This is a genomic window from Suttonella ornithocola, assembly GCF_001889065.1.
In the GTDB taxonomy this organism is placed as follows: Bacteria; Pseudomonadota; Gammaproteobacteria; order Cardiobacteriales; family Cardiobacteriaceae; genus Suttonella_A; species Suttonella_A ornithocola.
On record NZ_LWHB01000020.1, the window covers coordinates 1 to 23,958 of the forward strand.

24 protein-coding genes are annotated in these 23,958 nt (G+C 40.1%); 9 read left to right on the forward strand and 15 right to left on the reverse strand.

What is annotated here, in order from left to right:
* Positions 1-319: 319 nt before the first annotated feature.
* Positions 320-961, forward strand: coding sequence for a pimeloyl-ACP methyl esterase BioG family protein (locus A5N85_RS01640; RefSeq protein WP_084601524.1), 642 nt, complete (start codon positions 320-322; stop codon positions 959-961).
* Positions 962-1,678 carry a methyltransferase domain-containing protein gene (locus A5N85_RS01645; protein WP_072575669.1) on the forward strand — a complete coding sequence of 239 codons (717 nt, stop codon included), beginning with the start codon at positions 962-964 and terminating at the stop codon, positions 1,676-1,678.
* A gap of 10 nt (positions 1,679-1,688) precedes the next feature.
* Here the strand turns inward: A5N85_RS01645 and A5N85_RS01650 are convergent, their stop codons facing one another.
* The 10 genes from A5N85_RS01650 to secA all read right to left on the reverse strand — a co-directional run bounded on the left by A5N85_RS01650 (position 1,689) and on the right by secA (position 9,712).
* Positions 1,689-2,318, reverse strand: a complete 630-nt coding sequence (locus A5N85_RS01650) for an arylesterase (protein WP_072575670.1) — start codon at positions 2,316-2,318, stop codon at positions 1,689-1,691.
* A 23-nt stretch (positions 2,319-2,341) separates the two neighbouring features.
* Positions 2,342-2,962 carry a heme ABC exporter ATP-binding protein CcmA gene (gene ccmA, locus A5N85_RS01655; protein ID WP_072575671.1) on the reverse strand — a complete coding sequence of 207 codons (621 nt, stop codon included), beginning with the start codon at positions 2,960-2,962 and terminating at the stop codon, positions 2,342-2,344.
* The gene (locus tag A5N85_RS01660; protein ID WP_245935939.1) at positions 2,955-3,365 is read right to left on the reverse strand and encodes an RNA-binding S4 domain-containing protein; all 411 of its coding nucleotides are present in this window, start codon (positions 3,363-3,365) and stop codon (positions 2,955-2,957) included. Before A5N85_RS01660 ends, ccmA begins: the two co-directional genes overlap by 8 nt.
* A complete protein-coding gene (minE, locus tag A5N85_RS01665; protein WP_072575672.1) occupies positions 3,346-3,651 on the reverse strand; it encodes a cell division topological specificity factor MinE in 306 nt (101 codons plus the stop codon). The genes A5N85_RS01660 and minE overlap by 20 nt, the downstream gene beginning before the upstream one ends.
* Before the next feature lies 1 nt (position 3,652).
* Positions 3,653-4,465: a septum site-determining protein MinD gene (gene minD / locus A5N85_RS01670; protein ID WP_072575673.1), complete on the reverse strand. Its 813-nt coding sequence runs from the start codon at positions 4,463-4,465 to the stop codon at positions 3,653-3,655.
* A gap of 141 nt (positions 4,466-4,606) precedes the next feature.
* Entirely contained in the window at positions 4,607-4,930 is a 324-nt protein-coding gene (locus A5N85_RS01675) for a cell division protein ZapA (protein ID WP_072575674.1), read from the reverse strand.
* Positions 4,923-5,345 (reverse strand): hypothetical protein, encoded by a 423-nt coding sequence (locus tag A5N85_RS01680; RefSeq protein ID WP_072575675.1) that lies wholly within the window; start codon positions 5,343-5,345, stop codon positions 4,923-4,925. Before A5N85_RS01680 ends, A5N85_RS01675 begins: the two co-directional genes overlap by 8 nt.
* Before the next feature lie 115 nt (positions 5,346-5,460).
* Complete coding sequence (gene metK / locus A5N85_RS01685) at positions 5,461-6,609, reverse strand: methionine adenosyltransferase (protein WP_072575676.1); 1,149 nt, start codon at positions 6,607-6,609, stop codon at positions 5,461-5,463.
* A complete protein-coding gene (locus A5N85_RS01690; RefSeq protein WP_072575677.1) occupies positions 6,606-7,022 on the reverse strand; it encodes a (deoxy)nucleoside triphosphate pyrophosphohydrolase in 417 nt (138 codons plus the stop codon). Before A5N85_RS01690 ends, metK begins: the two co-directional genes overlap by 4 nt.
* Positions 7,019-9,712, reverse strand: coding sequence for a preprotein translocase subunit SecA (secA, locus tag A5N85_RS01695; protein WP_072575678.1), 2,694 nt, complete (start codon positions 9,710-9,712; stop codon positions 7,019-7,021). Before secA ends, A5N85_RS01690 begins: the two co-directional genes overlap by 4 nt.
* A gap of 135 nt (positions 9,713-9,847) precedes the next feature.
* Here secA and A5N85_RS01700 point away from each other — a divergent pair, with 135 nt between their 5' ends.
* The 3 genes from A5N85_RS01700 to A5N85_RS01710 all read left to right on the forward strand — a co-directional run bounded on the left by A5N85_RS01700 (position 9,848) and on the right by A5N85_RS01710 (position 14,868).
* The gene (locus A5N85_RS01700; protein ID WP_072575679.1) at positions 9,848-10,273 is read left to right on the forward strand and encodes a hypothetical protein; all 426 of its coding nucleotides are present in this window, start codon (positions 9,848-9,850) and stop codon (positions 10,271-10,273) included.
* 123 nt (positions 10,274-10,396) lie between these two features.
* Positions 10,397-13,219 (forward strand): excinuclease ABC subunit UvrA, encoded by a 2,823-nt coding sequence (uvrA, locus tag A5N85_RS01705; protein ID WP_072575680.1) that lies wholly within the window; start codon positions 10,397-10,399, stop codon positions 13,217-13,219.
* Between the two features lie 872 nt (positions 13,220-14,091).
* Positions 14,092-14,868: a transporter substrate-binding domain-containing protein gene (locus tag A5N85_RS01710; RefSeq protein ID WP_072575681.1), complete on the forward strand. Its 777-nt coding sequence runs from the start codon at positions 14,092-14,094 to the stop codon at positions 14,866-14,868.
* Between the two features lie 225 nt (positions 14,869-15,093).
* Here A5N85_RS01710 and A5N85_RS01715 read toward each other — a convergent pair whose 3' ends face one another.
* The 5 genes from A5N85_RS01715 to leuB all read right to left on the reverse strand — a co-directional run bounded on the left by A5N85_RS01715 (position 15,094) and on the right by leuB (position 20,245).
* Positions 15,094-16,266, reverse strand: a complete 1,173-nt coding sequence (locus A5N85_RS01715; RefSeq protein WP_072575682.1) for an MFS transporter — start codon at positions 16,264-16,266, stop codon at positions 15,094-15,096.
* A 175-nt stretch (positions 16,267-16,441) separates the two neighbouring features.
* Positions 16,442-17,017, reverse strand: a complete 576-nt coding sequence (gene leuD / locus A5N85_RS01720; protein ID WP_072575683.1) for a 3-isopropylmalate dehydratase small subunit — start codon at positions 17,015-17,017, stop codon at positions 16,442-16,444.
* Positions 17,018-17,028: 11 nt separating this feature from the next.
* Positions 17,029-18,417 (reverse strand): 3-isopropylmalate dehydratase large subunit, encoded by a 1,389-nt coding sequence (leuC, locus tag A5N85_RS01725; protein ID WP_172460846.1) that lies wholly within the window; start codon positions 18,415-18,417, stop codon positions 17,029-17,031.
* Positions 18,411-19,196: a methylated-DNA--[protein]-cysteine S-methyltransferase gene (locus A5N85_RS16865; protein ID WP_084601528.1), complete on the reverse strand. Its 786-nt coding sequence runs from the start codon at positions 19,194-19,196 to the stop codon at positions 18,411-18,413. Before A5N85_RS16865 ends, leuC begins: the two co-directional genes overlap by 7 nt.
* The gene (leuB, locus tag A5N85_RS01735) at positions 19,193-20,245 is read right to left on the reverse strand and encodes a 3-isopropylmalate dehydrogenase (RefSeq protein ID WP_072575685.1); all 1,053 of its coding nucleotides are present in this window, start codon (positions 20,243-20,245) and stop codon (positions 19,193-19,195) included. Before leuB ends, A5N85_RS16865 begins: the two co-directional genes overlap by 4 nt.
* Positions 20,246-20,991: 746 nt before the next feature.
* On the opposite strand from leuB, the gene citC reads away from it, so the two are divergent.
* The 4 genes from citC to A5N85_RS01755 form a co-directional block, all read left to right on the forward strand.
* On the forward strand, positions 20,992-22,011 hold the full coding sequence (gene citC / locus A5N85_RS01740; protein WP_072575686.1) for a [citrate (pro-3S)-lyase] ligase: 1,020 nt from the start codon (positions 20,992-20,994) through the stop codon (positions 22,009-22,011).
* A 15-nt stretch (positions 22,012-22,026) separates the two neighbouring features.
* Positions 22,027-22,320, forward strand: a complete 294-nt coding sequence (gene citD / locus A5N85_RS01745) for a citrate lyase acyl carrier protein (protein WP_072575687.1) — start codon at positions 22,027-22,029, stop codon at positions 22,318-22,320.
* The gene (locus tag A5N85_RS01750; RefSeq protein ID WP_072575688.1) at positions 22,317-23,195 is read left to right on the forward strand and encodes an aldolase/citrate lyase family protein; all 879 of its coding nucleotides are present in this window, start codon (positions 22,317-22,319) and stop codon (positions 23,193-23,195) included. The genes citD and A5N85_RS01750 overlap by 4 nt, the downstream gene beginning before the upstream one ends.
* Positions 23,195-23,958: citrate lyase subunit alpha (locus A5N85_RS01755; protein ID WP_282955977.1), on the forward strand; the 764-nt coding region annotated here is incomplete at its 3' end. The genes A5N85_RS01750 and A5N85_RS01755, both read left to right, overlap by 1 nt.

A 23,958-nucleotide genomic window follows, 5' to 3' on the forward strand; every position in this document is an offset into this window, starting at 1 on the left:
CACAAACAGCCAACCTCAGTATGGCAAAAAGAGCTAACGCTGCATGCAAGTTAGAGACATTTAGCTATATTTACTACTAGAGCTGCTTGGTATGGTTTTTAAACAGTTCACTTTTTAGCTGATTGCACTATAGCAGGGCTCCCAAAAAATGCATACCGCACTTAGAGATAGAATGCTGTTTGTAAAGTGTATACTTAAGTTATGCGTTGTATGCATTTTTTGGGAAGTTGGCTATATATGCCTAAAATAGTTCTGAATTCAAATGTTGTAAAATAGTAGGTAATTATTTAATCCGCTATAAGTATCTATCACGAACAATATGTCTTTTTCACCACTCTCTATAAATCCTACTTTGCTCAGAACTCTCCCCATTCTGTTTTATAACGGCTGGGGAATGGATGAAAACGTCATCGCTCATCTACAAGACCGACAAGTCATTTACGTACAAAATTATCCGCAAAATCCCCTCGAATTAAATAGCCCTCATATACTCATTGCTTGGTCAATGGGCGTATGGGCAGCCAATCCATTATTGGCGCAACGTCATTACCTACCACTAACCATTGCCATCAATGGTACACCGTGGGGCATTCATTCTGAAAAAGGCATGCCACCAAGACTTTTTCAAGCAACAGCAGCACGATACCAAGAAAAAAGCCAAGCCATCCTATACCAAAAATTATTTGGCACAATAAAAGGAGATTTTCTTCCACATCGAAGTATTCCCGATCAACAGCAAGAACTTTTCCGACTACTTGAAATTGTCCCTCAACATCCTCCGATGGATTACCATTGGGATATTGCGATAATTAGCACTAACGATAAAATTTATCCCACTGATAATCAAAAAAACCATTGGAAAGGAACGCAGACGACTATTTGTCCTCTCAATACGCCTCACTATCCTTTTGCCAATTTTCATCATTGGACAGAATTTTTCGACTATCTGATAACCGCTTAAATGCTTAATCCCCAAAGAAGCTTTGCAGCTGCCCAAGCGCATTATCCGAAATACGCAACTGATCAACTCCGACTCGCTCAACAATTGGCACAAGCCATCACCAAATACTGCACCCATCCAATAGAAAACATTTTTGAAGTCGGATGTGGCACTGGCGCATTAAGCCAAGCGCTATATCAACACCCATTCCCGTATGCCGCTCGCTATTATGTGAACGACCTAAACCCTATCATAGCTTTTCCTGTTCCAGCTAAACAGCGATTAACTTCTATTGGTGATATCCGCTGCTGTCCACTTCCAACACCCCTTCAAATGATTACGAGTAGTAGTGCTTTACAATGGTTAGAACAGACCCTGTTTTCTGAACTTTCTCGGTTTATTTCTCACTTATCAGAAAAAGGATATTTAGCCATTAGCCTATATATTGATAAACATTATCAAGAGTTAGCACAATACGGAATTGGGCTAAAATATCATACAACAGAAAAAATTCTTCATTATTTACAACAAGCAGGAACGCTTTTATGGTTTAAAGAGCAGTACCACTGTGAATATTTTGCTTCTCCAAATGCCGTGTTAACGCATTGTCGAGCGACAGGCGTAAACGCATTTACTGCTTCACTAGGCGATATACGACACTTACTTAAAAGCTATCCAAAAACACAGCAAGGATACCCGCTAACACACCATAGCCTTAGCATCATCATCCAAAAATAAAACCAGCGTTTTATAGCCGACCTGTTTCGCGCAAATATTTGACTAACTCATCTGTAAACACAGCATATCCTTGCGCATTAGGATGGACTTGATCTGAGCGCCATTCAGATTTTTTCAAAACCTTACTCCAAGCTTCTGCAAACAAAGGCACCTTCTCTTTTTCAGCAATCTGCTGATATAACTCATGGTCACTTGGAAAACCTAATAAAGAGCTGCTACTTAAAGACGGAATGCCTACCAATAATACTTCCGCATTTGCCGCTCGGCTCTCTTGAATCATTTGCTCAATATTACGGCGAGTACCCTGTGGATTTTGGTGTCGGAGAAAATCATTCCCTCCAATACTAATGATGACAAATTTAGGATGATATTCTTCTAATAAAGCGGGTAATCTTGCTAATGCTTGGGCGCTAGTATCACCACTTAAGCCACCATTAACGACTTCCCAACCAGAAATCTCTGCAAGACGATGAGGATAAGACGTTTCTGGCGTAGCGCCATATCCAAATGTCAATGAATCGCCTAACGCTAGTACAACGGTTCCTGCAGGTAAATATGCTTGCTTAGAAGATTTATGACAAGCACTAATCAATACACTAAAAACAATAAGCAAGGAACAATAACAAACTTTTTTAAACATTTTTCTGAAAAAAAATTCTACATTTAATGAGAAGATTGACTCAAAGATGATAAGTTGACTGACTCTAAAAGTTTCTCTGCAAACGGTTGATGAGAAGTTAACAACAAAGCTCCACCATTCCTTAAATGCGCTGAACACCGCTCAGCCAGTATTTCTACAGTAGCAACATCTAGTGCTGTTAGTGGTTCATCTAATAGCCAAACTGGTGGGCACATGAGCCATAATCGTGCTAGTTGGACTCGACGTTGCTGTCCAGCTGAAAGATAACGAACTTGTCGCTTTTTTAATTCGATAATGCCCATTTTTTCTAGGGCATTAGGTAACGCTCTTTGAATATCTTTTGATGACATTCCATGATATAAGCGTGCCGCAAAAATAATATTTTCTTCTACCGTTAATAATGGATGAATACCTGCCTTGTGGCCCAAATATAATAAGGGCGTTTCGCGCTCAACCTTTCCCGATGTTGGTAACAATACACCAGCTAAAATTTGCAATAATGTCGTTTTTCCACTGCCATTTTCACCCAATAGGTGTATGCCTTGACCTTTAAATAACGATAAAGATAGACGACGAAAAATCACCTGTTGATTTCTCATCATCGTCAAAGACTGAGCTGATAATAACGCGCTCACTTCAGTCATGTGTAAAAGGATTTCGATGAATATTGCGTAACTGCCGACGCTCTCGCTTATCTGGTCTTGCTGTTGGAAAGCTCACCAATGCATTAGCCAATTTTCTTTGTTCAGCTAACCTTTCTCGACGTTCAATACTTTGAGCGGTTTCTTGATAAAATGTGCTAGCAAGTTTTGCAGATACTCGACGAATCGCTAATTGCTTAACAATTACTTCAAATTGCTGTTCTACTGTTTTCTGAATTTCTAAATAATCTCCTACAGCTAACTGTTGAGCAGGTTTTGCGCGCATTTGATTAACAATTACCCGTCCATTTTTAATCGCACTAATTGCTAATGCACGCGTTTTATAAAAACGTGCGGCAACTAACCATTGATCTAAGCGGCAAGCATCAATATTTGTTTCCATCATTCTCAGTGACATATCCTGATGAAGTTTTTTCTGGAAGATTGATATTTAATGCTAAAACATCCATATCCCCTTCTTTACTGATAATTGCTTCAATATCTTCTGGACAAATAGCAATATACTTTTGTACGACTTCTAAAATTTCTTGCTTCATTGCTTCCATAAACGGTGGCTGTTCATTTCTATGAGATACTCTGCTATCTCTTTGATGAGCAACAATGATTTGCAAGCGTTCTTTAGCAATTTTGGCTGATGGCGCTGGTTTTTTGAATAAATCAAAAATGCTCATTTTAGCCCCCAAACAATTTGCCAAGCAAACCTTTACGGCGTACTTCCAAAAAGCGATGTGGCAAATCGTTTCCTAATAAACGCTCTACTAAATCTGCATAAGCCTGTCCAGCTCTACTCTCACTTGCTAGAATCACAGGTTGTCCTTGGTTAGAAGCTGTTAATACGGATTGAGATTCTGGAATAACGCCTAGTAATTTAATGGATAAAATTTCAATCACATCTTCAACAGAAAGCATTTCTCCAATTTTAACGCGCTCTGGATTATAGCGTGTAATCACCAAATGCTCTTTAACAGGCTCTAACCCTAGCTCTGCACGACGAGATTTACTCGCTAAAATACCTAAAATTCTATCGGAATCACGAACAGAAGAGACTTCAGGATTAGTCGTGATAATGGCCTCATCTGCAAAATAGAGTGCCATCAATGCCCCTCTTTCAATCCCAGCCGGACTATCACAAATAATGTACTCAAACCCCATTGCTTTCAGGTCATTGATGACTTTTTCCACACCTTCAGCCGTTAACGCATCTTTATCACGCGTTTGCGAAGCCGGCAAAATATAAAGATCTTGAACAGTTTTATCTCTAATAAGAGCTTGATTAAGCGTTGCTTCATTATTAATAACATTCACAAAGTCATAAACGACACGTCGCTCAACGCCCATGATGAGATCCAAATTACGCAAACCCACATCAAAATCAATGACTACCGTTTTATGTCCCTTCAATGCTAATCCTGTAGCAAGACTGGCACTGGTAGTTGTTTTCCCAACACCACCTTTACCAGAGGTGACAACAATCACTTTTGACATATTTTGAATCTCTCTTTTATAGCAAAAAAATTATTATAACGATATCAACAAAAAGTGTCATAAGCTTTTAGATTAACCTCAACACTTGTCTAAGCATATCTTATAAAATAAAACCGTAAAATTTTATCCTAACCCACTGATTTAAACATTTTCACCATTAGATAACGCTTCTTCAGACAAAGCCATATCTAAGCTACTAACTAAGCGCCCACTAATTTCATTGACCAAAGCAACTTCTTTCGCAAAAATTTGTTGCTCTTGTAGTAAATCAAAAGTCATTTGTAATCCGCCCATAATCAGCAAACGCTCTAAAGGAAGGCGGGGATTTTCACGGCGCAATTCTTGTAAGTGAGTATTAAGCTTATCTGCCGCTTCAATTAAAAGATTTCGTTCATGTGGTTCGCACATTAGCGGATAGCTGTTCTCTAGAATTTGCAAAGTAATTTTCATTTTCTGCTTACTCATTATCTATCCCTCTAATTCTAGCAATCATGGCTTCTTTAATCGTTTTTTCCTGTTGCAGTTCGGCATGCAACGTATCAAGCTGATGACGCCACGCTTGTTCTTTTTCTTCCAAATTTTGGCGATATTCCATCGCCTGCGACTGAATTTTTTCTTCTAATTGCAAGCGTTCGCTGTCATAGCGCGTTTGCCATTGCGCTTCTAACTCAGAAAGCGCTGCTTGATGCGCTAATAATTTTTCTTCAATTAACTGCTGATGCGACTCAAGCGATTGCTGATGCGTTAACTCTAAGCGATTATATTTTTCTTGTAACGCAGCAAAATCTTTTTGCAAACGTCGCCAAGCTTTCAACACAGCGCTGCTCTGTTTTTCTACACGCTTTAACTCGTCAATATGCAGGCGTTCTACGGATTTCATATGCTTCCTGTGATGAATAAAAAATAAATTAAAAGGAATAACCGTGCAATATAGACCGTTTATTCCTATTTTCAAAATTTTCTTTTTTTACATCCTTGTAAAAATATAACGGTTATTAAGCCAATTTTAAGCTTTCAGCTTTATCGGTTTTCTCCCAAGTAAACTCAGGAAGTTCACGACCAAAATGACCATAAGTAGCGGTTTGCTGATAAATTGGGCGAACCAAATCTAACATCTCAATAATGCCATAAGGTGTTAAATCAAAAACTTCTCGTACGCGCTGAACAATCTGTTCATCGGGAATAGTCCCTGTACCAAAAGTATTCACCATGATTGAAGTTGGCTCTGCAACCCCAATGGCATAAGACACTTGCACTTCACAACGCTTTGCTAATCCAGCGGCAACAATATTTTTTGCCACATAACGTCCAGCATAAGCCGCACTTCTATCCACCTTGCTCGGATCTTTTCCTGAAAAGGCGCCGCCGCCATGATGCGCCGCACCGCCATAGGTATCCACGATAATTTTTCTACCTGTTAGCCCACAATCGCCAACCGGTCCACCAGTGACAAAATTGCCCGTCGGGTTGATATGAAATTTCGTTTGATTATCTAGCCATTCAGCTGGCAGTACTTTATCAATAATCAATTCACGGACGGCTTCACGTAAATCTTTTTGGCTAATATCGGGATCATGCTGAGTAGATAATACAACCGCATCTATGCCACTAATCACACCATTTTTGTAACGGAAAGTGATTTGGCTTTTTGCATCTGGACGTAGCCATGGCAACACTTTATCTTTACGTACTTGTGTTTGACGCTCAACCAAACGATGAGCATAAGTGATTGGCGCAGGCATTAGCGTATCGGTTTCATCACAGGCATAGCCAAACATAAGCCCCTGATCACCGGCACCTTGCTGACGTTTTTCTTCTCTATCTACCCCTTGCGCAATATCAGAAGATTGTTTTCCAATGGCATTTAAAACCGCACAAGTTGCGCCATCAAATCCGACATCCGAGCTGTTATAACCAATATTAACGATTGTCTGGCGAACAATATCTTCTAAATCCACCCATGCACTGGTTGATACCTCACCAGCGACCAATACCATACCCGTTTTAATCAGCGTTTCGCAGGCAACACGCGCATTTTTATCTTGCTCTAAGATAGCATCTAATACCGCATCAGAGATTTGATCAGCAATTTTATCTGGATGACCTTCGGAAACGGATTCTGAAGTAAATAAATAATGACTCATAAAGCATCCTTTTCAATGAGAAATTTCTCTTGTAATTTTTTTAGCATCTGCGTATTCGGTTCAGGAAACTGATAACGGCTTAATTCCGCTATGGATACCCATTTCCAACGCTGATTTTCCAAACCTTTTGGCGAATAGCGCAAATTGGTTTGTGCCAATAAAAACGTTAAGTTGACCTCTTGTGCCCGACTACCACAATAAAATACTTGCCAATGCTCTTCGGCAGTATCAATTCCAAGTTCTTCTTGAAATTCGCGCACCAATGCGTCAACGGCACTTTCACCAGTTTCAATTTTACCGCCGGGAAACTCCCAATAGCCGGCATAAGCCTTACCTTGTGGACGCTCAGCAATCAATACCTCTTGCTGAGCATTCATCAATATGCCTGCTGCAACGGATAATGGTTGGCTCATGCCAATTTTCCATGACAATGTTTGAACTTTTTACCGCTTCCACATGGGCATAAATCATTGCGTCCAACATTAGCGTATTCCTCTAAAGAAACCGCTTCGCCATCTTCATCGCTGCCTTGATAATCAGCGCTGGCTAATTCCTGTTGACGATTTTCTTCTGCTTGTTCTTGTAAAGATTGCGTTTCTTCCATCGCCACTTCAGGTTGTTGGAAATTAATTTGCGCCATAATACGCACCACTTGGAATTGAATCGCATCTAACAAATCAGAGAACAATTCAAAGGCTTCTCGCTGATACTCACGTTTAGGATCTTTTTGCGCGCGCGAACGCATCCAAATCGCCTGACGCAACATATCCATCGTTGTGAGATGCCCTTTCCACTGGTCATCAATCGTTTGCAAAGCAATGAATTTTTCGCCCCAATTCATAACCTCATCGCCAAACTGCTCGCGCTTATGGCGGTCGATTTGCATCAATAAATCGGTTAAACGCTCGCGAATAGTCGCTTGCGACAAATTAGGGTCTTGCTCAAACCATTCACCATCAATATCCACTTTAATATTGAAATCACCCAGCAAAGCCGCTTCCAGCCCACGCACATCCCAATTTTGGCGAACCTGATTTTCGGGCAAATATTCTTCTACCAAACGATTGATAACCGTTTCTCGCATTTCATTTATCATCTCTGAAATCGTTTCCGCATCCATAATTTGGCTACGCTGATGATAAATGACTTTACGCTGCTCATTGGCAACATCGTCATATTCCAATAAGTTTTTCCGTGCATCAAAGTTATGTGCTTCTACTTTTCGTTGCGCCCCTTCAATTTGACGAGAAACCATTTTAGATTCAATCGCTTCTTCTTCATTCATTCCAAAGCGTTGCATCAAGTTTGCCATTTTATCGCCAGCAAAAATCCGAACAAGATTATCGTCTAAGGCAACATAAAAGCGACTTGAACCCGGATCACCCTGACGACCACTACGTCCACGAAGCTGATTATCAATACGGCGCGATTCATGACGCTCAGCCCCAATGACGTGCAAACCACCAGCAGCAATCACCGTATCATGACGCTTCTGCCAATCTTCACGAATTTTTTCTTTTTCTGCCTCTGTTGCTTCTTCGCCTAAAGCCGCTAACTCTGCTTTTAAGTTGCCACCCAAGACAATATCCGTTCCGCGACCTGCCATATTGGTTGCAATAGTGACTTGTCCGGGCAATCCTGCATTGGCAACAATTTCCGCTTCCCGGGCATGCTGTTTCGCATTAAGTACATCATGCTTAACACCAGCTTTGGTTAATAAATCTGATACTAGCTCTGACGTTTCAATAGACGCCGTACCTAATAAAACCGGTTGCCCACGCTGCTGACAATCCATCACATCATCCACAATCGCATGATATTTACCGGCTTGCTTTAAGAAAATCAAATCGGTATGGTCAATTCGCGCAATTGGTTTATTCGTTGGAATAACAACCGTTTCTAATCCATAAATATCTTGGAACTCAAATGCTTCTGTATCAGCGGTTCCCGTCATTCCCGCTAATTTGTCATACATACGGAAAAAGTTCTGGTAAGTAATAGAAGCCAAGGTTTGCGTTTCTTGCTTAATGCTAACGCCTTCCTTAATTTCAATCGCTTGGTGCAAGCCATCTGACCAACGACGCCCTTCCATCGTCCGTCCAGTAAATTCATCCACAATAATGACTTCATCATTGCGAACGATATAATCAACATTATTATGAAAGAGATAATGCGCACGCAAGCAAGCATTCAAATGATGAAAAATACCGATATTTTTCGGATCATATAAACTTTCACCTTCTGCTAACAAACCATTTTCACGAAGCAATTCTTCAACATGCTCATGCCCACTTTCTGTTAATCCAGCCTGCTTACTTTTCTCATCAATCGAAAAATCCCCCGGACCATCTTCTTCTACTTGTGGGGATAACTGTGGAACCAAATCATTTAAAATACGGTATAAATCCGTATTCATATCTGCCGCACCTGAAATAATCAGTGGTGTACGCGCCTCATCAATCAGAATAGAATCAACTTCGTCAATAATGGCGTAATTTAATTCTCGTTGCAGGCGGTCTTCTGGTGAAATTGCCATATTTGTGCGCAAATAATCAAATCCAAACTCATTATTAGTTCCATAGGTAATATCTGCACGATACGCTGCTTGTTTTTCAGCTGGACTCATACCAGACACAATAATGCCTGTACTCATTCCTAAAAAGGCGTATAAACGGCCTAATTCCTCACCATCACGACGGGCTAAATAATCGTTAACGGTAATCACATGAACCCCATGCCCGCTTAAGGCATTGAGATAAACCGCTAACGTGGCGACTAAAGTTTTACCTTCACCGGTACGCATTTCAGCAATTTTGCCCATATGCAACACCATTCCACCAATGAGCTGCACATCATAATGACGCATTCCTAATACTCGCTTAGCCGCTTCTCGCACCACTGCGAATGCTTCTACCAATAAATCATCCAATGACTCTTTTCCTAAACGCGCTTTAAACTCATCTGTTTTAGCACGCAGCGCCTCGTCATCTAGCGCTTCCATCTCCGGCTCAAGAGCATTGATTTTTTGAACATTTTTAGAAAGCTGTTTGATAATACGGTCATTACGCGAGCCAAAAAGTTTCGTTGCGAGCGAACCTAGCATAGTTATATTTCCTGTCTTAAAATAGAGCATCCCCATCAAGGGAAAATTATCGGCGCATCATAACGCAAAAGTCCTCTTCTGACACACCATCGCCGATGAAATATGGCTTTTTTTTAAGAATTCAAGGGAAATTTAATGCCTTCCTCATCCAATGTTTTTCAAACGCCAGAGCAACTAGCGGAAAAAATTTTTCTACGTTGTGTAGGGGAAAAGCCAGAATTTCAATTACATCAGCGCTATCAATCGATTCTTATGCACCATTTGCCTAAAAGCTGGCGACATCGGGTTTTATTCCAAAATGTTAGCAACGGCATATGGACGCTCAGTGTTGCTGATAACGCACAAGCCTTTCAGCTCCGCTTTATGTTGCCAGAAATTAGTCAAGCATTAGCAGAGCATCTGCCCAATCCCCCCAAACTAAAAGTCCAAGCCAATCCAGCACTTTGGAAACACCTTCCCAAGCCTAGCGTGACTCCTAACAGCATTCACGCTCGCGAGATTAGTCAAGAAAAAGCCTTGGCGACCATTGATGAATGCCTAAACTATTTTAAAATGCGTTAATACTTTCCTAACCCTTTCCATCTTAAGCTCCTTACGGCACCTTAAAAAGGTATAATCTTTCACGCTTTAGCCCCTGCCAAGTCAGTGATAAAATAAATAGTTTTCTTAAACGAAGCAATATTTATGGATACCATTTCCATTCGAGGCGCGCGCACCCATAATCTTAAAAATATCGATTTGGACTTACCACGCGATAAAATGATTGTCATTACTGGACTATCTGGTTCCGGAAAATCCTCTTTAGCTTTTGATACCATCTACGCCGAAGGACAACGTCGCTATGTAGAGTCTCTCTCTGCTTATGCACGACAGTTCCTTTCCATGATGGATAAACCAGATGTTGACCATATCGAAGGACTCTCGCCAGCCATTTCCATTGAGCAAAAATCCACTTCTCATAATCCCCGCTCAACCGTCGGCACCATTACCGAAGTACATGATTATTTGCGTTTACTATTTGCGCGTGTAGGCGTACCACATTGTCCGCATCACGGCATTGCCCTCAATGCGCAAACCATCTCACAAATGGTTGACCAAATTCTTGCGTTACCAGAAGGTAGCAAAATGATGCTAATTGCACCACTGGTTCAAGGACGAAAAGGCGAACACGTTGAGCTTTTCAAAGACATCCGTCAGCAAGGTTTTGTTCGCGTACGCATTGATGGCGAAATCTATGAAATTGATGCCTTACCCGCAATTGATGGCAAAAGAAATCATGATATTGGCGTGGTCGTTGATCGTTTTGTCGTCAAACCTGGTATAGAACAGCGTTTAGCCGAATCCTTAGAAACCGTTTTAGAACTTTCCGACGGCATTGCTCAACTGATTTCCATGTCGGAAGAGCAGCCGCTAGAACGGACTTTTTCCGCAAAATATGCCTGCCCTGAATGCGGATGGTCACTAAAAGAACTAGAGCCGCGGATGTTCTCCTTCAATAACCCTCATGGTGCTTGTCCTGAGTGCGATGGCTTAGGCGTAAACGTGTTTATTGACCCGCAAAAAGTGGTGGCACATCCCGAATTATCCATTGCAGGTGGTGCTGTGCGCGGTTGGGACAGACGAACCCCTTACTTCTACCCACAAATGGAAGCGCTCGCAGCACACTACCATTTTGATTTAGAAACCCCTTTTGGCGAACTTCCTGAAAAAATCAAAAAAATTATTCTATACGGCAGTGGTAAAGAAAAAATCGTATTACCCTCCATTGGACGCTACGGTAGCAAAACCGCACGCGAAAGCACATGGGAAGGCGTAATTACCTCAATGAACCGCCGTTATCATGAAACCGATAAAAGCAACGTCCGCGATGAAATTGCGCAATTCCTCAATAACCGTGAATGCCCCAGTTGTCATGGTGGAAGGCTTAACGAAGCCGCACGCAATGTTTTCATTGAAGACATCACCTTACCCGAAGTCAACCGCCTATCCATTGGCGATGCCGAACAGTGGGCAAAATCCCTAACTCTTAGTGGCGCACGAGGTGAAATTGCCGCTAAAATTTTAAAAGAAATTCAGGATCGTTTAGGATTTTTAGTGAATGTTGGGCTAAACTACCTCACCCTCTCTCGTAGCGCAGAAACCTTATCCGGCGGAGAAGCGCAGCGGATTCGATTAGCCAGCCAGATTGGTGCGGGATTAGTTGGCGTCATGTACGTCTTAGACGAACCCTCAATTGGACTGCATCAACGTGATAACGACCGTTTATTACAATCCCTGTTACGCTTACGCGACTTAGGCAACACCATTATCGTCGTTGAACACGATGAAGATGCGATTCGTGCCGCAGATTACGTCATTGATATTGGACCTGGTGCGGGTATTCATGGTGGCGAAATCATGGCAAAAGGTACCCCCGCACAAATTGCTAAAGCCAAAGACTCGCTAACCGGTAAATACCTTTCTGGACGAGAAAAAATTGCCATTCCTGAAACCCGTACTCCCTTTGATAAAAAACAAGTCATTCATCTAAAAGGTGCGCACGGGCATAACCTCAAACACGTTGACCTCACTCTACCTGTTGGACTTTTTACCTGTATTACAGGCGTTTCAGGTAGCGGAAAATCCACCCTTATCAACGAAACCTTTTACAAAGCCGTTGCCCGTCAACTCAATCGCGCAACTGATGACCCTGCACCTTTCCATAGCATTGATGGCTTAGAACAGTTCGATAAAGTCGTTAATATCGACCAAAGTCCAATCGGGCGAACACCACGCTCCAATCCGGCAACCTATACCGGCATTTTTACTGGCATTCGTGAGCTCTTTGCAGGCACACAGGAAGCACGCGCACGTGGCTATCAACCGGGACGCTTCTCCTTTAACGTCAAAGGTGGACGTTGCGAAGCTTGCCAAGGTGATGGCGTTATCAAAGTTGAGATGCACTTCTTACCTGATGTCTTTGTCGCTTGTGATGTTTGTGGGGGCAAACGCTATAACCGTGAAACCCTTGATATCACATATAAAGGTAAAAATATTCACGAAGTCTTATCAATGACCGTTGTTGAGGCGTATGACTTCTTTGAAAACATTCCCGCGCTTAAACGCAAACTCCAAACCCTATTAGATGTTGGGCTTTCCTACATTAGCTTAGGACAAAATGCCGTTACCCTCTCCGGCGGCGAAGCACAGCGGATTAAACTCTCCAGAGAACTCTCCAAACGCGACACAGGGCGAACCCTTTACGTTTTAGACGAACCCACGACAGGACTTCATTTTCACGACGTCAAACAGCTTTTACAGGTACTGCATCGGCTCCGCGATGGCGGTAATACCGTGGTCGTTATTGAGCATAATTTAGATGTGATTAAAACCGCAGACTGGATTATTGATTTAGGACCTGAAGGCGGTAGTGGTGGCGGAGAAATTATCGCGGTTGGCACACCAGAACAAGTCGCAGATAACCCTGCAAGCCATACCGGAAAATTCTTAAAACCGCTTTTATCGTAAGCGCTTTTCTCATATCAAAGCCCTATCTATAGTGCGATCAGCTAAAAAACAAAACATCCTATAGCCCTTATCTAGCCATTCTGGCGGTAGATAACGTTCTGTTTTTTTAGCTGATTTGACTATAACTATGATAGGCGTTGTTTTATATAGCTAAATGCCTCTAACTCGCATCCGGTGTTAGCTCATTTTGCCGTACTGAGGTTGGCTATCTGTGGTTCGTCAGCTTGTATCAAGCTAAACCCATTCAGCTACATAGCCCTAAGTTCCCAAAAAATGCATACAACGTTAACTCAATATCCACTTTGAGAATAGCATCCTATCTACAAGTACGGTATGTATTTTTTGGGACTCCTACTATAATAATTTTATCTATTAAAATTTTGGGTAGTGGTTTGCAAAGTATGCTGAGTAATTTCTGTAAACAAATATCAATCCAATATATTGAAATTTAATATTTTATTATTATTGAAATTATTAAGTCATAGTCCAGCATACTTTACAAACCACTACCAAATTTTGAATAAAAATAATTACATTCTATTGATAAGAACTGATAAACTCTACATAATTACAGCAATATATGGATATAAAATAAAATATTGTGCTAGAAAAATGATAATAAAACTATACTTATAGTAGAGAGTTTAATATTATATTTTTTATAAATAGCAATAATAAAATTAGTATTTTTCTAAAAAAATGAATAAATCCTTGACTGATATATCTAGTTAGTAGTAATGTCAATATAAATTTTTCAGCTATCTAATTTTCTGCATAATTTTTATAGAATACAGTAATAGCATACTCATCAATCCGATATCAAAACTTTAAAAATCATAAATAATATCAATCCAATAAATAAAGGAGTCAATATGTTCAATTCATTTAAAACGATTTTACCTATTTGTCTAACATTGATATTGAGTTCATCTGCCTTTGCTGATAATGAAACCTATACTGTTGGTACTATTCGTGTCTTTCCTCCCTTTACTCGCACTAATGAAGTAGGAATTCCAGAAGGATTTGATATCGATTTAATCAATGCTATTGCGGCTAAAGAGAATTTTAATGTGAACTTTAAAGTTCAACTCTGGAGAGGGTTATTGGAAAAATTGAATACTGGTGACGTTGATATTGTTGCTACCGCCGTAGTTATTACGCCAGAAAGACAAGAAAAATATGATTTTAGTCATCCTTATTTAGACACTGGGTGGATGGCTGTTTTAAAAGAAAACAATCAAGGACAGCAATATCAAACATTCGAAGAAGCTATTGCAAACTCAAATAATTTTGTTACTGAAACAGATGGTGCCGGTGAAAAAGAAGTTAAAAACATTATTGCTGAAAAAAGTAATGGAAAACTAAAAACCGTCAACTCTACTTATTTAGGTATTAAAGATATTGCCACATCGCAATCGGATATATCATACGATATTTCACGTGTACTACAATATTATGTTTATACAGAACAAATGAATAAACGTTACAATCTTTATGGACTAGTAAATCCTAATGCCAAAAAAGATCATTTCGGTTTTGTCGTAAAAAAAGGGCGTAAAGATTTATTAGAAAAACTAAATAGAGGACTTAAAACTGTACATTATGACGGCACTTATGACAATATTTATAAAAAATGGTTTAAAGAATAAAATAGCATTATTCATAATAACGTATATTAAATAATTTTTTTACAAATACTGTTTAACTTTAACGGTTATTTGTAATTAAATATATAGTAGGGTTCCCGAAAAACGCATACCTTATCTGAAGATAGGAGGATGCTAGTTAACGTTTTATGCATTTTTTGGGAAGTTGGTTATATTTAATAAGACTCTAGACTAGCAGTAACAACCGGTTAGTCTAGAAATATACATTTATTTTTCTTTTACTAATGGAGAAGCTAACATCAAACAGGCTGCACCTAATCGCACAACCACGCAAAGCAATATAATCATTGACATTCCTAGATGCTCCAATAGAAAGCCACCTAGAATGGCTGCAACAGGTATACTTGAAAAAGAAATCAATCTTGTTACAGCAACCGTTCGTCCTAGCACTTCTCTTGCCACGACTTTTTGACGTAATGTAAAGAAAGTGACTACTGTAACCGCCCCCACTAGATAAACTATTGCCCAAACAATAGCTACGACAAAAGGATCTTTTGCTAACCACAATAGCGCACTGACTGAACCACCAGCCAAACTCGTTCCAATAATAATCCGTCCCGCTGGAAAACGATGCACGATGCTGGGTGCGATGGTAGCACCAATAATGGCACCTATCCCAAAAATAGCAAAATCAATCCCCACCACTTGTGGACTTGCGCCAAGCACTTCACTTAAATAAAACACTAAATTTGCCTGAACAATATTAATTGAAAAATTACTTGCCACAAATAATAGCGAACCATATTTCAAAACGGGATGTGACCATGCGATTGTAAATCCTTCTCTAATAGAATTGAGCACAGAACTATTCGCTTTTTTCACTTTTTCTTGTTCTATAGGTAAAAATAACGTGCCTATTGCCGCTATGATAAAGAAAAGTGCATTGATATAAACCGCATTATTGGCACCAACTAATGCCACTAGGATACCTGCTAGGGCTGGAGCTGTAATTTGAATTAAATATTCTGAAGTACTAATTAAACTGTTTGCTCTCGCTAATTTCTCTGCTTTCACTAAATCAGGAATCAGTGATTGTAAACTTGGATGCACTAATGGACTAACAGAGGCAATAAGAAAAACAATACCATAAAATACCGACATCAGTTTTAACCCAACACCGACCCACACCAAAAGCGGCAATAAAATAAAACAAAATAAATTTCCTAAAAATAATATTTTTTTACGCGAATATCTATCTGCAGCAACACCACCTAATAAAGAAAAAATTAAATATGGCAAATATGTTAATGCAAAAGTTAGTGCCATATCTGTTGCTGAACCTGTGATAGATAGCACTAATAATGGTAAAGTTAACTTAAATAATCCATCGCCCGCACTAGAAAAAATATTGATCAATAATAATCGATAAAAAATACTCATTTTAACTCCCTATCACGAGTGGTTATTCGTTCTATTTATAAAATTAGCAATTAATAGCTATAATTTTTACCAAAAAATTAAGCAATAAATTTAATTATAAAGAATATAATTTAGTTTTAATTATATGATTAAAAATGGCTGCGATAAAGCAGCCATCCTTTCTGAATATGCAGTATCAACCATGCGCCTTTTCGTAGGCTTTAATCGCGTCTTCGTGTTGTAAGGTTATTCCAATGCTATCTAATCCATTTAATAAGCGTTGACGCCAATTTTCTCCAATTTCAAATGGATATTCTTGTTCATCTACGATAACTTTTTTCTGCGCTAAATCGACTGTAATCGCTTTATCTGCAGGTAAAGCCGCTAATTTTTCGCGCACATCTTTTGGCATCACAATTGGCAAATTACCATTATTCAGCCAATTATTATGAAAAATATCCGAATAGCCGCCCGCGATAATCACACGCAAACCAACATCTTGTAGAGCCCATGCCGCATGTTCTCGCGAAGAGCCACAGCCAAAATTTTCACCCGTAATTAAAATTCCCGCGCCTTGATATTGTGTCTGATTGAGCGGAAAGTCTGGTTTTGACGTACGGTCTTCTTGGTAACGCCAAGGGTCAAAGGCAAATTCGCCAAAGCCCGTTTTAAAGATACTTTTTAAGTAGTTTTTAGGAATGATGATATCGGTATCAATATTGTCTGCCATGATTGGCACAGTGGTTGCGGTGTAAACGGTTAATGGTTTCATCCTATTTTCCTTTAAAGCTGGCTATCCCAATCAGGTTGTGAAATATCGACAAATTTTCCGGCAACGGCTGCTGCCGCTGCCATTGCAGGGCTCACCAAATGCGTACGCGAATTTTTACCCTGTCTGCCTTCAAAGTTGCGATTAGAGGTGGAAGCGCAATGTTCATTCGCGGGAATAAGGTCAGGATTCATGCCTAGGCAAGTTGAACAACCTGGCTCACGCCATTCACAGCCCGCTTCCATAAAGATTTTATCTAGCCCTTCTGCTTCCGCTTGCTGCTTGACTAGCATCGAACCTGGCACAATCACCGCAGTAATATTGTCTGCGACTTTGCGCCCTTTCAAAATCGCTGCCACTTCGCGCAAATCTGATAAACGTCCATTTGTACAAGAACCAATAAAAACATGTTTTAACGGGATATCAGATTTTTGCGCGCCCCCTTTTAATGCCATATATTGCAATGCTTTTTCATCAGCGGTTTCAGGAATATGATCGCTAACGCTACCGCCCATACCAGGATTGGTTCCCCAAGTTACTTGTGGTTTTAAAGTGCTTACATCTACGATAATAACTTTATCAAAATCACTTTCCGCATCAGTTTTTAACGTTTTCCAATCTTCAACCGCTTGCGTGAAGGCATCTCCTTTCGGCGCATAAGGTCGTCCCTCACAATAAGCAAAAGTAATTTCATCAGGTGCAATTAACCCCACTTTTGCCCCGCCTTCTATCGACATATTGCATAAGGTCATGCGCTCTTCCATGCTCATTCGCTCAACAGTATCACCAAAAAATTCCATCGCATATCCACTGCCAACGGATACACCATATTTCGCGAGAATATGCAAAATCACATCTTTGGCATACACACCACGCGGAAGTTCACCCGTGATTTTAATGCCAAGATTTTTGAGTTTCGGTTGCCAAAGGGTTTGAGTGGCTAAAACGTGTTCTACTTCTGATGTTCCAATGCCATGCGCTAATGCGCCAAATGCACCATGTGTAGCGGTATGACTATCCCCACAAACGACCGTTTTTCCAGGTAAAGTCAGCCCCAGTTCAGGACCAACCATATGCACAATACCATTACGGTCATCAAACATATCCGCCAATTCAATCCCAAATTCTGCACAGTTCTTTGCCAGTGCATCTAATTGCGCTTTGGAAACTTCATCAGTGATATTTTGACGGTCAGCGAGAATAGTTGGCGTATTATGGTCCATCACCGCAAACGTTTTATCTGGACGACGTACGCTTCTACCTGCCAAACGCAAGCCATCAAAGGCTTGTGGTGTGGTCACTTCATGAATGAGATGTTGGTCAATATAGAGGAGCTGCAAAGCTTCTCCTTGCCCTGCAATCACATGCCTATCCCAGAGTTTGTCGTAAAGTGTACTCATGATGCTCTCTTATCTTGTTGTTCTAAAGTTAATAAATACTGTTTTCTAGGCAATCCGCCACCGTATCCTGTCAAGCGACCATCCGCACCAATCACACGATGACACGGAATAATAATTGAGATTTTATTTTGCCCATTGGCATTGGCTACCGCCCGAACAGCACTTGGTCTGCCTAATTGTTCGGCTTGCGCTTTATAGCTGCGCGTTTCACCATAAGGGATATTTTGTAAGACTTGCCAGACGGATTGCTGAAAATCTGTGCCAATCATTTCTAAAGCAAGGGTAAATTGCTGACGCTGTCCTGCAAAATACTCATCTAATTGCTGTTGTAAGGGTGCAAGCTGCTCCGCTGTTGCCGTTGTTAAACCATAGTTTTTCTGCGTGGCAAATAGCGTGCGTAATTCTGTCGGCAACATTTTGCGGTCAGCAAACTCCAGCAAACATAAACCGCGCGTGCCAAACACTGCTAGCATCTCACCAATCGGTGTTTGCACTTGTCCAAACTGCCAATTCTCCGCAGCAGGCGCACGAGAACGCAATAAACGATTGATTTGCAATAATCGAATTAACTGCCCTAAGCTAATCCCTAATGCTGCAGAAATGTCTACTTTTGCGGCGTCTAAGGCTTGCGCATCTGTAAATGGATGATTGCGATAGCTTTTAGGAATATCCGCTTGATTAAGCAGCCATCGCCCATATTCCTGCCAATTCTCTGGCAAAGCCGACAACAGCAAATCATCAGGCGCTTCTGAACGCAATAAAATTGTATGCCACTCACTCATTGTAATTTTTCCAATAATGCTTCGGTAAACTCTGCCGTAGTGAGTGGATTTTCTTTATTTAAGTCACCTGTTAAGCGATTTTCCTGCATCATTTCATCAATCGCAGTTTCAATCGCTTCTGCAGCTGCGGTTTCATTAAAGCTATGACGCAACATCATTGCCAACGACAAAATGGTTGCAATCGGATTAGCAATGCCTTTGCCAGCAATATCTGGTGCGCTACCATGCGCAGGTTCATATAAATAAGGACCTTTTGCGTTAAAACTCGCCGATGGCAACACCCCTAACGAACCGCCTAACACACTCGCTTCATCAGACAAAATATCACCAAACAAATTCTCAGTGACAATGACATCAAAATCACGCGGACGAGTCACCAAATGCATTGCCATCGCATCGACATACTCATGACGAACATTCACTTTTGGATACGCTGCTGCCATTTTTTCAACGCGGGCGCGCCATAACTTGCTACTTGCAAGCACATTCGCTTTATCCACGCTAACCAACCTTCCACGCCGTTTTTCTGCTAACTCAAACGCATAACGCAATACGCGGTCAATCTGCGCATTGGTATAAGTGATGCTATCTAACGCATCGTCCTCATTAAGCACGCGCGGCTCGCCAAAGTACGCCCCGCCAGAAAGTTCGCGCACAATCACCAAATCCGTGCCATCAATAATGTCTTTTTTAATCGGCGAATGTTGCAATAACGCACCACTCACTTTTAACGGACGAACATTTGCAAACACATCTAACGCCTTACGCAAAGCCAACAAGCCCGCTTCAGGACGAACGGCAGCATTATCCCATTTTGGTCCACCCACTGAACCGAGCAGAACCGCATCTGCATTTAATACCGCCTCGCGCACCTCATCCGCAAATGGTTCGCCATATTCATCAATCCCCGCACCGCCAAAAGGATAATCCCTAATTTCCACAAAGAAATCATACTGATAAGAAACAACAGCTAATACCATCTTTGCACTTTCGATAATCTCTGGCCCAATGCCATCGCCCTCTAAACAGACCATTAGATAAGAACGCATTTTTACTTCTAAGTCCATAAAAAATTTAAATAGTAGTTTAAAAAGTACAGATTATATTGATTAAAGAAATATGTTCTCTATAAATCAATATAAAACATTATAAAAATTCTCTTTACATAGGTTTCAATCTACTTCTTGAGCTTCTTTTGTTCTTTAATAAAACATTATAGAAAGAAAATAAGAGTTTTTATCACTAAAAAAATTCCTAACAGCAAATATATAAGCGAAAATCACTAAAATAAATGCGAATAAAACATTTATTGCCTTATTTAGAGAAAAGTTTAAGCTAATATCTTTTGATGCTTTGCATATAAAAATAAAATTCCATTTCCAGTCAGAAGCGCTAGACAGGATTTATAGATGACCTGTTTTTTAGCTAGTTTTACTGTATAGCCAACTTCCCAAAAAATGCATACAGCGTTAACTCAATATCCACCTTGAAAACAGCATACTATCTTTAAGTATGATATGCATTTTTTAGGAGCCCTACTATGAATACATGCATATATCTTGGGGTACGAATAAAAATTCTCTCATAGAGCTGAATGAGTTCAGATTGCGTACAAATCAACAAGCCATAGACAGCGCACATCAGTATGAAAGATGCTCCAATTCCGCATATGAATTAAAGACATTTCACTATAAAAAACAGGTAACTATAAATTTATATACAATTAAACATACAATTATTTAATAAAATTTTTTATTATATTGGTTAGTTTCTCTATTTGATAGAATGAGGTTTTATGCAGGAACAAGCGCATGAATTTGAGCGCATGAGTCTTTGTGATGAAGAAAATATCAAAGAACTCAAAGATTTTCTTTACCAAAATGAACTAAATTTAGATGATTTTATTGAATTATTTTTAGTTAAGCGTAATGAAGAAGGTAAAATTATTGCCTGTGGTGGTATTGCACCTAATGTGATTAAGTGTTTTGCCATTGATAGCCGTTACCGTGGGCAAGGTATTGCGCTTTCATTAGCTTCGCAGCTTATTCAAGAAGCTGCAAAACGTGGTTATCATCAACTTTTTATCTATACTAAACCAAAAAATGCAGATTTATTTGCAGGTTGTGGTTTTTATCCCATTGAGCAAGTTCCTAATCAAGTTTTATTACTCGAAAATAGCCCCGTTAAATTGAAACGTTATCAGCAACAACTCAGACAATTGCGACAACCCGGTCAAAAAATTGGAGCAATTGTGATGAATGCTAATCCATTTACTTTAGGACATCGATACTTAGTTGAAACCGCCCTTTCACAATGCGATTGGTTACATCTTTTTGTGGTCGGTGAAGATAAATCCCAATTTTCTTATCTCGATAGATTAGCCTTAGTAAAAGCAGGAACCGCAGATTTATCACGATTAACTATTCATGAAGGAACGCCTTATATCATTTCTCGTGCAACCTTTCCATGTTATTTTCTGAAATATAAGAATATTGTTCATCAGTGCCATATGGAATTAGATCTACGAATTTTTCGTCGCTTTATTGCACCACCTTTAGGGATTACTCATCGATTTGTTGGTAATGAACCTACTTGCATTATTACAAATTACTACAATCAACAAATGCAAATTTGGCTGCAATCACCTGAAATTGATGCACCTATCATCGAAAAAGTGGAAATTCGCCGTGTACGTTTTAAACGTGATGCTATTTCAGCTTCAAAAGTTCGCGCCTTGCTTGCACAAGGAAATTTAGCGGCAGTTCAACACTATGTTCCTCAAACAACTTATGATTTTCTAAGACAATATAGCTAATAAAGAGAGTATGTTATGGACACTATAACCCAAGAAAGTGTTGCTGGCACTTTAGAATCTAGCGATGCAATGGTTTATGTCTTTCCAAATGTGGGAAATGGCTGTGAAATTGTGATTAATAGCACGGTCGGACAGCAATTTGCTCCGCAAATCCGCCAGACCGCACAAAAAGTGCTTAATCAATTGGGGGTTGATGAAGTGTTATTGCAAATTGAAGATAAAGGTGCTTTAGATTATGTGCTACAAGCACGGATTAAAGCGGCTTTATTGCGTGCGGGCATACAAGCTAAATGGGAGGAATTACTATGAAATTACGACGCTCAATGTTATTTGTCCCGGGAGCGAATGCCGCGATGGTTAGCACATCGTTTATTTATCAGCCTGATACGATTATGTTTGACCTTGAAGACTCTGTTGCGCTTTCTGAAAAAGATACAGCAAGAATGCTAGTTGCACACGCATTGCAACATCCGCTTTATCATGAAATGGAAACATTAGTACGAGTCAATCCTTTATCAACTGAGTTTGGTTTACTAGATTTACAAGCGGCAGTGCGCGGCGGCGCAAACGGTATCCGCCTTCCTAAAACCGATAGTCCACAAGATATTACCGATATGGAAACAGAAATTGAAAAAATTGAGCACGCTTGTGGACGTGAAATAGGCTCAACAAAGCTATTGGCAGCTATTGAGTCTGCACAGGGAATTCTCTCTGCTAATGAAATTGCCAAAGCTTCACCACGTTTAATTGGTATTGCTTTAGGTGCAGAAGATTATGTGCGTGCAATGAAAACTGAACGTTCACCTGAAGGCTTAGAACTATTTTTTGCTCGTGCGACTATTCTTCATGCTGCACGTGCTAATGGCATTATGGCATTTGACACGGTGTATTCAGATGTGCGTAATGAAGCAGGTTTTTTACAAGAAGCAAGTATTATTAAGCAAATGGGTTTTGATGGTAAATCTCTGATTAATCCAAGCCAAATTCCTCTAATTCATCAGCTATTCTCACCTACTCAAAAAGAAGTTGAACAAGCAAAACGTATAATCCATGCCGCAGAAGAAGCTGCTAAAGCAGGTATTGGTGTGGTTTCTTTAAATGGAAAAATGATTGATACCCCTATTATTGAACGTTCTCGTTTAATTTTAGAACGCGCAACCTTATCTGGCATTCGGGAGGAATAATGATGGATAAATTAAGAGAGCAACGAGTAGCGACTACTATTGAAGGAAAAAATTATCATGCCTTTAAACCTGTGGTAAAAAAGGTAAAACTGTCTAATGAATATCTAAATCGTAAAATTTGTCCCAATATTGAAGCAGCTGTACGAGCGTGTGGTTTAGAAGATGGAATGACGGTATCTTTTCATCATGCCTATCGCGGAGGTGATTTCGTTTTGAATATGGTAATGGATGTGCTAGCAGGTATGGGATTTCGTAATCTAACTGTTGCAGCAAGTTCATTATCAGGTATTCATGATCCAATGATTGCACATATTGAAAATGGTGTTGTTCGTAAAATTTATACCTCAGGATTACGTGGCAAACTCGCTGAATTTATCTCTCATGGCAATATGTCTGAACCTGTTGAAATTCATAGTCATGGTGGTCGGGTTCAGTTAATGCAAGTAAAGGAAATTGTACCTGATATTGCTTTTCTAGCTGTCCCTATCTGTGATAGCTTCGGTAATGCCAGCGGCGCATTTGGTCGCAATATTTGTGGCTCATTAGGCTATGCACAAACTGATGCGACTTTTGCTAAAAAAGTAGTTCTTATTACAGAAGAAATTGCACCATATCCATTTAGCCCAATGAGTATTACGCAAGACCAAGTAGATTGTATTGTCGAAGTTGAAGCTGTTGGCGATTCTAGCAAAATTGGTGCAGGAGCAACACGGATGACAACAAATCCAAGAGAATTACTCATTGCACGCAAAGCAGCTGATGT